This window comes from Roseateles sp. P5_B10 (genome assembly GCF_056400485.1).
This window is the reverse complement of the sequence record NZ_JBFULE010001680.1, coordinates 1-558: the sequence shown is the minus strand read 5'-3', so window position 1 is coordinate 558 and position 558 is coordinate 1. Positions and strand designations below refer to the sequence as shown.

Sequence of the window (558 nt, the reverse complement as noted above, 5' to 3'; positions counted from 1 at the left end):
GAATTGTTCAAGGCGATGACCAAATGCGACATGATCCACGTGCCCTATCGCGGCTCGGCGATCGCCTTTCCCGACATCATCTCCAACAAGGTGCAGTTGATCTTCGACAATCTGCCCACAGCGCTCGAACAATCGCGCGGCGGGACGGTGCGCGCGCTCGGCGTCACCTCGCCGCAACGCTGGCCCATCGTGCCGGATGTCCCGGCCATTGCCGAGACGGTACCGGGCTTCGAGTCCATCGGCTTCTACGGCATCTCCGCGCCCAAGGGCACGCCGCCGGAGGTGATTGCCACGCTCAACAAGGCCGTGGGCGAAGCGCTGAAGGATCCGAAGCTGATCGCACGGCTCGCCGAGACCGGCGGCGTGCCGAAGCCCATGACGCCCGAGGAATTTGGCAAACTGGTTGCCGCCGAAACCGAGAAATGGCGCAAGGTGGTGGAATTCGCCGGCGTGTCGGTCGACTGAGCCGGGGCCGATTGATCCAGGGCGACTGACCTAGACGCTTACCGCGACCATGGCGGGCAGCAGCTCAGAACTACTGACCGCCCCGGCGACGAG

At 64.5% G+C, this 558-nt stretch carries 1 protein-coding gene; it reads left to right on the top strand.

The annotated features are described in order from the left end of the window. Positions 1–465: Bug family tripartite tricarboxylate transporter substrate binding protein (locus AC1DU6_RS35300; protein WP_477863230.1), on the top strand; the 465-nt coding region annotated here is incomplete at its 5' end. Positions 466–558: the final 93 nt, after the last annotated feature.